Genomic DNA, 10,508 nt, shown 5'->3' with positions numbered 1-10,508 from the left:
ATCTGAAGGGGGACTTTGATCTACTGTACTTTATTACAGCGCAAAGCGCTGTATCCAGTGTTTCCTTAATTCATCGTCATAATTGTAGGCTGGGCTAGAGTCGAACTTGCCTGCCAATTTGAATGGGTTTAAGCCCTTAGCGACTCATAGCATCCTAGAGATTTTGCCCCTTGGCTTAATCAGTAATTTTACCTGTACTATTCCACAAAAGGGTCATCTATGTCTTGGTTTAATTTTTCCTCAAAGAAACGTCCTGATGCTCAAGGATTTGCGTCGAAAAAGAAGGGTCAGGAGTTACCGCAAGCCTTTATTTTAGAACCGATTTTAACGCCCAGTGGGTTATTGGATGGCACGGATAATTCTATAGATCCCGTGGATATCGATATCTCGGCTGACCAAATTGCTGATATTGATATTCCGGAGATTGAGGAAGGTTTTGGCGATATTTCAGATAATAATTTAGAGGAGATTGCCTTCGTCACCTCGGTTGCAGGAGAGGAAACCTTAGAAGAGATTCCCTTTGTTACTTCACTGGATGACGTGGCGGAAAGTGAAGCCACTGATGAAGCGCTGACGGAAGAAACGCTATTAAATGAATCGCTGTTAACTGGGTTAGATAGTTCCAGTGTGACCTTTGAATCCGGGGTATTTACGGTTGGACAAACTGGGGAAGTTAGTGTTGATTTCCTCTTTGATGGTGGGGGATATGAAGGTGAACTCGCCGTCTTTAGTTTAGAGGGGATGGAGGAGTTTGAACCGGGTTCGGAGGCGTTTATTCAGGAAGCGGCGTCTCGTGCGTTGAGTGATTCAGAGTTAGGTCATATTGTGATTAGTGACCAAACTGAGGGGGCGCGGTTCGTTGGCGAATTAGGAGAAAGCGACCAAAATTCTGGAGAGTATTTGGGAGTTAAGACAGTCCAAATGCGTCCAGGGGATGAGTTTGGCTTTATGCTGGTTCCCAATAATACAGTGCAACGGGTGTTTGATAATCCCGATGTGGGAGGGGCGGCGCGTCCCCTATTTTCCATGGCGACAGCGAATCCAGAAGATGCCTTCCATACTGGACAAATTGCCGATGTCACGGGGGATGGAAGTACCTTTGTGATGGAAGATTTGCGGGTGGATACCAAGTCAGATGGGGATTATAACGATGTTATTTTCCAAGTGCGCGGGGCGACGGGTGAAGCCGCTTTAATGGATGAGGTGATTGAGTCTGGAAAGGATTGGCGGGAGACTGATTTGGGTCAAGCGTTGATTGATTATGCCGAACCTTATATTACTCCAGATACGCCTGATGATGGCGAACTATTAACGGATGAATTGGTCGGAGAATCTCCAACCGATGACATTCCAGTCGATGAGAGTGAAATAGTCACCGAACCGACAACTGATGAATCAACGGATGTTGTTATCGATGAACCTGTTAACAATAGTGAAATCGTTACCGAACCGACAACTGATGCATCAACCGATGTCGCTACCGATGAACCTGTTAACAACAGTGAAATCGTTACCGAACCGACAACAGATTCTGAACTCGCTGAACCTGTCCAGTATGAGTTTCCCCAGGAAAATCAGCCGTTAGTCGGCATTATTGATACAGGTTTCAGTGATAATAACCCCGATATTGACTATAGCCGAATTAGTTTAGGACAAGATCGGATTGATGGCGATAATAACCCTCTGATGGAAGCTGGTGAGGGGAATGAACATGGCACCCATGTTTTAGGTACTATTGGGGCGACTCAAGATAATGATATTGGTGTTGAAGGGATTAACGATGATGCGCCAATTTGGGTTGGGCGTGCTGTGGGTTCCGGTCAATGGGCAGAATCATTAGTTGAATTTGTTGATGCGGCTCAAGAATCGGGTCAACCCAATGCTGTGGTTAATCTGAGTATGGATTTAACCCAAATTGATGCGGATGGAAACGTTACCACTCGTTATGAGTTTACCCCTCAAGAACGATCCGCGATCGAATATGCCCGTCAGAATAATGTCATGTTAGTGGTGGCGGCTGGCAATGATGGGGATGTGATGTCGGTATTAGGACAGGCTTCTCAGGAGTTTGACAATATCCTCACCGTGGGGGCTGCCGAACAGTTTGACCCGGAAACGTCGGTTTGGAAGGGGGCTAACCGCACGGATTATTCCAGTCATGGTCATGGGTTGGATGTAATGGCTTATGGCGGGACGGTGGATAATCCTCAATTGTCCTTAGCTGGAGAAGGAACCAGTGCCATGGCTGGAACTTCCGTAGCCACGGCGAAGGTGACGGGGGCGGTGTCCCAGGTTTGGGCGGCGAATCCTGAGTTGAGTTACCGCCAGGTGGCTGAGATTATTAAGAATACAGCCACGGATTTGGGCAGTACGGGTCAAGATGCTGAGACAGGTGCTGGCTTGTTGAATATAGCGGCGGCTGTCAATCTGGCGAAGGCAACCTCTGGGGAAGAACATGATGCAGCTTCGACTTTGATTCCTGAAACTTGGGGTGGTGAAGGGGTCTTTACAGCGGGCGATCGCGCTGTCAATAGTAGCGCTCCCACTCTGACAGTGCATAATCTTCATGCCTCGCCTAATCAAGTCATTCCTGCTGCCAACTTCTTCTCAGTGACGCATCAAGATGGTAATCCTATTCTGCAATACAAATTTTATTCATCCGATCGAATGCCCGGTAGTGGCTACTTCACTCTAAATGGGGTTAAGACTGGTGTATCTTTTACCATCAATGCCGACCAACTCAAGGATTTGCAATTCGTGAGCGGTAGCGAACCAGGAAAAACTCAGACGTTTTCAATTCGGGCTTCTGATGGCAAGGTCTGGAGTTCAGCGATTAATGCTGTCATCAATCCTCAGACCATTAATGGCTCTATCCAGGAAAATAAGCAACCAGAAATTATTGTACATAATCGCGCATTTAAGCCAGGAGAAACTGTACCACTGTCTACCCTATTTAGTGTCAATGATGCTGATGGCGACGCTATGCAGATCTATCACATCTACGACCGAGATCATGGTGATAACAGTGGCTACATCACGCTTAATGGTGTAAGACAATCTGGCTCAATTTATGTGAATGCGAGCCAGTTGAAAGATATGCAGTTTGTGGCGAGTAGCGAAGCGGGAAAAACTGAAACTCTTGCTATTCGGGCTTTTGATGGTAAGCACTGGAGTCAATACGGTAATTTTGTAGCCAATCCACTTCCTATCAATGGCTCCGCAGCTACTAACCGTTTACCCGTGATTAGCACCAACAACGTTGCTCTATCCCCCGGTGCTACTGTTGCTGGAGCAAGCCTCTTCAGCGTTCAAGATTCTGACGGCGATGATATGCAAAGTTACTACTTCCATAACCGAGATTCTAGTAGTGACGGTAGCTATTTCACCTTGAATGGTGTGAAACAACCTCGAACCCTGTACATCAACGCTAGTCAACTTAAAGATTTGCAGTTTGTTGCTGGAAGTGAGCCAGATAAAGAACAGTCAATTGTCATTGCTGCTTTCGATGGCAAACACTGGAGTGATGATTTAGTCGTTCCTATCAATTCATCAGGATCAGCACAATCTCCTACTGATTCTTTAAGTAGTGTTGCTCAAAAAGCAATTGATGATGTTTATAAAACCCACAACGTTAAATTGGGACAACCCATTGATGAGCCTGTTGATTTAGGGAATGGATTCCTTAAGCAAACCTTTAAGAATGGTCATATTATTTGGAATGGTCAGAAAGCAATTCCTTATTTCACGGGTAGCGGATTTCCAGTAAAAGAAGTTCCTGGGAATATCCCGGTTTGGAGTCAGATTGGATTTGATGGAAAAATCACTCATGCTGGTTTCATTCAATCATTTAATCGGAATGGTCGTTTTGAGGGCGTAGGATTTCCTACTGGTTATGTTGAGCGTTGGGAACAGGGTCAGACGCAACAGTTTACCGGAGGGCGTGATGGTCAAGGCGCAATCATGAAACCCGATGGTAGCTCTAATGCTTACTGGGTTGGTGGAAAGATTTGGCAAGAGTTTTTGAATCGGGGTGGTGCGGAATATGTCGGTTATCCCAAAACTGATGCAATTCGGGTCAAAGGTGGCTTAGATAATAGCGGTGGTAAAGTTCAGCACTTCCGAGGAGCCAAGGGAATTCCTAGCAAAATTTGGTCGTCGAAACATGGCGCACATCCCACTTGGGGTGCTATTGGCGGACGTTATGACAAAATGGGTGGTTCTTCGAGTTGGCTTGGTTTCCCCACCAGTGGTGAAAAAGGAATTGGTAATGGTTGGGTGAAGCAGGACTTTGAAGGGGGATATATGCTATGGCATCCCCAACATGGAACGACTGTTTACAACACAAAAGCGGTTAATTCTTTACCCCCAGATAGTGGTCACGGGAGTACGGATGAATGGACGGTTAAATACTGGAATAACACCAATCTTTCTGGTGTTCCTGCGTGGACAATGACCGAACCGCCTGGAGAAATTCGCTTTAATGCGGGTTCGGGTGCGCCAGTTGGAACGCGAGGGGTTAAAGAGGATAATTTCTCTACCCGTTGGGAAACGACCAGTCATTTTGATGGGGGCTTCTATAACTTTATTAGTCAAGCTGATGATGGAGTCCGGGTTTATGTAAATGGCGTGAAAGTCATCGACAAATGGAAAGCGGGTGAACCTTGGTCGCGCCGGGATGCTTATATTGCTATTCCTGAAGGCGAACATAAGATTGTCGTTGAATATTTTGAAAAAGGTGGCATTGCGGGTCAAACCTTCAAGTGGGAACCTTCGGGTTTATTGAATGACTGGACGGGAGATTTTCGTCCGGTAGGTTACGATGGGCGGTCGGTTCATAGCACCTATGTCAATACCTATCAACGCAATGGCGCAATTCCAGAGTTAGGCTATCCCATCAATAATGTTCATGTGTGGGAAGGCGGTCATACTCAAGATTTTGAGGGCGGTTCTCAAGGTCGGGGAGCCATTATGAAGTCCAACGCCAATGATAACTCCTACTGGGTTGGGGGTCAGATTTGGACGAAATTTATGGAGCTTGGTGGTGCCAGAAGCGTTGGCTATCCCAAAACTGATGCAATCCCGGTTAAAGGTGGCTTAGATAAAAGCGGTGGTCAGGTTCAACATTTCCGGGGCGGACGTGACGGGATTCCCAGTAAAATTTGGCTGTCGAAACATGGCGCACATCCCACTTGGGGCGCGATTGGCGGGCGTTATGACAAAATGGGTGGTCCTTCAAGTTGGCTAGGTTTCCCCACTAGCCGAGAACAGGGTATTGGCAATGGTTGGGTGAAGCAGGACTTTGAAGGGGGATATATCCTATGGCATCCCCAATATGGAACAACTGTTTATGATACCCAAGCCATCAATAAGTTGCCTCCAGATAGCGGCAATAGCAGCACGTCCAATTGGCACGCTCAATATTGGAATAACAAAAACCTAACGGGTTCTCCTCAGTGGTCGAAATATGAAGAAATGAGCGATTTGCGCTTCCATGCAGGAGGTGGCGCACCAGTGGGAACGCGAGGGATTAAGGAAGATCAATTTGGGGCGCGTTGGATTACCACCAGCTATTTTGATGGCGGGATTTATAACTTCATCAATCAGGCGGATGATGGGGTGCGTGTTTATGTGGATGGCAAGTTAATTATCGACAAGTGGAAAGATTCGCCTTTTGAGGAACGACGAGCTTTTGCTGCTATTGAACCGGGTTATCATCAGGTGATGGTTGAGTACCATGAAAATAAAGGCAGTGCTGCCAACTTACTCCGGTGGGAACAGGCTAATCCTCCAAAAGAATGGGCTATTGAATTTTTCCGAGGCAAAGACCTGAATCCTAAGAATTTGGCAGGTTATCGTGGCGGAGGAACAGGTTTCCTGAATAAAGACTGGGGGCAAGGTCATGAATGGGGTATACCCATTGGTGATGATGACTTTTCTGATCGATCAACTACAACCCGTTATTTTAACGAACCTGGCGTTTATGAGTTTACGAGTAAGTCGGATGATGGGGTCAGAGTCTGGATTAATGACCAGTTAGTTATTGATCAATGGAAGTTGCAAGCCTTGACTACGAATAAGGTCTTACTGGCTTTGGATAAGGGCTATCACCGGATTCGCGTCGAGCATTACGAAGACTGGGGAGGTGCGGCAATTCTGTTTGACTGGAAAAAGGTAGCAGGAGAACCTATCTATACCTATCAACCATTGGATCTTGATGGGGGTAATTCATCGGGTTCGGGGTGGCTTCAACCCTGGGTAGCTGAGTATTATAACAATCGGGATTTGCAGGGTGCGCCCGTGGTTACGCGCATTGTTAACCCAACCCCTTCTGGATGGTTGGGAGATTTTGACCTGAATTGGAGTCAAGGAAGTCCAGATTCTAAAGTTTCCCAGGATAATTTCTCTTCTCGTCTGACAACTCATCGTTATTTACGCGAAGGAACTTATAACTTTAAGTTAAAAGGAGATGATGGAGTTCGTGTCTTTATCAATGGGGAGAAAGTCATAGATCGCTGGAGCAATCCCCCCTATGATACGCCTTATGAAGAAGAAATCGTTCTGCCTTCAGGTATTCATCGGATTGAGGTAGAACATTCGGAAAAATATGGACGAGCTTATGTCGGTTTGGATTGGGATTATCTATCTGATAGTTCGGGTGATGCGGTTGCACCCCAGTTAGCGACAATTCATGCTGAACTAGAGCAACAATTAGGCGAGGGAGCCGTTGGGGTTCCTGTTGACAACTTGCAGCAAAAATACTATGCATCACCTATTCCATCTGGTTCCTATGGTCCAATGTGGATACTACCTGCTTTTTATCAGGAGTTCCGAGGCACTCAGGGACGTGGGGCGATTTTTGCTGATACGGGTCACTATGTCTTTGGCAAGTTGTGGGAGGCGTATCAAAATGGAGGAGGTGTCACTCAGTTTGGTCCTCCTGTAGCTTCTCAAAAGGATTTGGGCAATGGAGCCTATGAATTGGAGTTGCAGAATGGACGCTTGTTCTGGGCACCGGGAATGACGAATCCCACCTATTACGAATATGCCCTGGGAACGCCGAAGACGCTGACGATTCCCGCAGATGCGTGGCGAGGTGAGTATTTTGATAATCGAAATTGGGCGGGCGATCCTTTGGTGGTAAGCCAAGATAGCGGTTCTCGTGGCAATTTAGATAAATACTGGAATTCTTCTCAAAGTCCGGCTCCGGGAATGCCGAAGGATAATTTCTCGGTACGTTGGACAACCAATCGACCGTTTGACCGGGGAACGTATCGCTTTAAAGCGGATCACGATGATGGCTTTATTGTGTCGGTGAATGGTCAAAAACCAATTGACAAGATGAAGGAGATCGCTACCCAGACCACGGGATATGCCACGTTTACGAAGGGGGGACAGTATCCGGTTGAGGTGAAGCATCGGGAATATGGTGGTGGTGTACGAGCAAAACTAGGAATGGAGAAGGCTTCCAAGTATGTTGTTGGCTTGGATGCTAACAATAATTTGAGTCGAGAACTCCCTGGAGCGTTCCAGAAACATGGTGGTTATGACCGAGTTGGGCTACCGATTAATGATGTTCACGGCTGGCATCATGGTTATGTCCAAGATTTCGATCATGGCAAGAATGGTAGTGGCATTTTGATGCGGCGGCATAATACAAATGCTTTCTACTATATCCACGGCAAGATTTGGGATACTTATTTGAGCAAAGGAGGACCAAGGAAGTTTGGTTATCCGACTGGGGATGCGCGTGATATTGGGAAGGGCATTACTTACCAACCGTTCCAACATGGATATATTCAGATTATGGGTGATGGTTCAGTTAGGGCGCATACCTATAACTACAAAGAGTTTGTAGGTTGGGCGATGCCTAATCGTGGAACGGCTCATCGTCACACGCCTAATTTGCATCACCGGACGGGAGGTGCAACGGGTTATAAGCAGTGGTTGACGTTTGATGCTTGGACGCATGGGGAGACGGCGACTGATACCCAGTTGGGAACTCCTGATAGTCGCTGGTTCCGGATTAAGGGGACAAATACTTGGGTGCCGAGTGCCTATATTTTCGGGAATCCAGAAGGATTGCCCGGTGGTGGCGGTGGTGATGGTGGAAGTGTCGATAATGGCGGTCCCATCACTAATCTTGAGCAATATATCCACCGTCTTTACGGTGGTAGCCCAGGTTACAGAAGTCAAGACTATCATCCAGACCATCTCGCACTTGATACTGTTCATCAAGGGGCTTATCCTCACAAGGTATATTCCTTGACTGGGGGAACTGTCAAGCATATTGGAACCGATCAGTACGGTGGAAAATACGTTACTGTCTGGAATGAAGAACTACAGCGAACCTTCCTCTACCTTCACTTCAATAGTTTTAATTCCAGCCTAAAAGTTAACCAAAAAATTAGTGCTGGTCACTATTTAGGGAATGAAGGTTGGACTGGTTATACGAGACCTAGTGGTCCTGGTGGTCGTCATACCCATGTCCATGTTACCCGACCTAATGGAACACGCGAACATCCCATAACTGCGTTGAGTCGCTTGAGTTCTGGCAATTCCGGGGGTGGCGACTCTGGCGGTGGCGACTCTGGCGGTGGTGATTCTTCAATTAATTGGAGATTTGAACACTATAATAAAGGAGATGAAAAAGGTTATCTAGGTTCTGACAAACTAGCATATTCTTTCTATGAATTTGCACAAGAGAAGCAGAGTGAGTTACGCTTGGAAGAGTACAATTCACTAGGGTGGCTAAAGCCCCTATTTTTAGATGTACCAACTGAAACAATGCGTCGTTTAAATCTAGCTACTTTTGGTGGTAAAAATGCCGTTGACTTCTTTAAACACTATCTATCCAAGTCTGGCAAGGATAAGTATTTTGATCTGGATCGCGCAATCAACGATTCCCCAGCACTCAAAAAAGTCCTCGATATTGATGGAGTCAAGAAACAGCTAATCGATAAGGCTAAATATGCAGTTAAAGACCGATATCAGATAGGAAGCATAACTCATGGATTTCAAGGCGCAGGTAAATTTTGGTTTTCCAATCCATTAGATGATTGGTATCTTTCTCTCGGTGCATTTGATTATTCTTACAAAGCCAGTTTTTACTGGGAACCAACATCTTCTTCAAATCCGAAGAAAGGTCAAATTAAATTTAAAATGACCACCCGTGTTGCTGATACTTATAACTTTAATTTGCCGTACCTTAGTGAAAAAATGTTGCACACAGTAGGCTTGGCAAAGAATTTCTTCTCTTTTGGAGAAAAAACTATTTGGGAAACCATACCATTTGACTTGCCTTAATGCTTCACTGATGCCATAAATAATCTGAACATTCTTCCTATGTTTTGAATCAGTTACAGATGACCGATCACGGGTGCGATCGCACCTTCTTCCCTGGAAACGATCGCCTAAAACACACCTCCATTTTGAGTCAGGGCGGGTTTGGTTGGAACGTGATCACAAACATCAAAATTAAACGCCTAAACCCGCCCCTACAAATACCTAGACTCCCACGCGATCGCATCCCCTCTATTCCCAGATACACCCGATCACCAGGAATGAAAAATGTTTGATGGTGATGTGCGATCGCGTTTGGGATACGTGAGGATTGCGATCGCTGACTGGGAGACTACGATACAGTAGAGGTATATTTCAACCCTTGCCACGATCAAAGGTAATCATGCAAATCACCTTGAGCCAAGAGCAAACTCACGTCCTTGAAGCTTTAGTAAAGTATGGACAATATTCCTCCTTAGAGGACGCTCTCAACACAGCCTTGCTGTTATTGATCGATGATGTCGCCCTTTCCAATGCGAATGATAGCCCAGACTATTTAGCATGGGTTAATGCAACTCGCCAGAAAATTCACCTAGCACAAGAACAAGCAAAACGCGGCGAAGTTTTAAATGCAGAAGATGTACTCGCTCAACTTAGAAATAAAGTGCAACAAGCAAGAGAACGCACTGTATGAAATCCTTGGTCATTACGGTTGAAGCCAGTAGGGATTTATCCGCAATTTCCGATTACTTTTTAGAGCAAAATGTCGATGCGGGTGATCGCTTTGTGGAAGGATTTGGTAAAAAATGTCAGCATCTGGCACAATTTCCTTACTTGGGGCGCTCCTATTCACAGCTTGCCCCCGGTTTACGGGGTGTGCCATTGATGGGTTACATTATTTTTTATCAAATTGTTGAAGATGAAGATAAAATTGAAATTTTGCGGATTATTAGTGGTTATCGTAACTTAAATAATATTTTCACGCGCAGACTGAATGGACGGAGTGCGATCGCCCTTTCCCTCCCAGTTTGCACTAATTCCTGATCAAAAGAGCGATCGCCTAAAACACCTCCATTTTGAGTCAGGGCGGGTTTGGTTGAAACGTGATCACAAACATCAAAATTAAACGCCTAAACCCGCCCCTACAAATACCTGGACTCCCACGCGATCGCACCTCCTCTATCCCCAGCGTGCGATAGCGAAGCGCTGCTGCCTACAGCAGATCGCCT

Annotated in this window: 3 protein-coding genes; all 3 read left to right on the top strand. The window is 46.0% G+C overall.

The features are described from left to right. Window positions 1-219: 219 nt before the first annotated feature. The 3 genes from ACLFWI_RS18935 to ACLFWI_RS18925 all read left to right on the top strand — a co-directional run bounded on the left by ACLFWI_RS18935 (window position 220) and on the right by ACLFWI_RS18925 (window position 10,323). A complete protein-coding gene (locus ACLFWI_RS18935) occupies window positions 220-9,303 on the top strand; it encodes a PA14 domain-containing protein (RefSeq protein WP_446414198.1) in 9,084 nt (3,027 codons plus the stop codon). 379 nt (window positions 9,304-9,682) lie between these two features. Beyond that, the gene (locus ACLFWI_RS18930) at window positions 9,683-9,973 is read left to right on the top strand and encodes a hypothetical protein (protein WP_446414197.1); all 291 of its coding nucleotides are present in this window, start codon (window positions 9,683-9,685) and stop codon (window positions 9,971-9,973) included. Then, complete coding sequence (locus ACLFWI_RS18925) at window positions 9,970-10,323, top strand: type II toxin-antitoxin system RelE/ParE family toxin (protein WP_446414196.1); 354 nt, start codon at window positions 9,970-9,972, stop codon at window positions 10,321-10,323. The genes ACLFWI_RS18930 and ACLFWI_RS18925 overlap by 4 nt, the downstream gene beginning before the upstream one ends. The last annotated feature ends 185 nt before the right edge of the window (window positions 10,324-10,508 follow it).

The sequence above is a fragment of the Coleofasciculus sp. genome (assembly GCF_046539235.1).
Lineage (GTDB): Bacteria > Cyanobacteriota > Cyanobacteriia > Cyanobacteriales > Coleofasciculaceae > Coleofasciculus.
The sequence above is the reverse complement of the archived record's forward strand: the minus strand, read 5'-3'. Positions and strand labels throughout refer to the sequence as shown.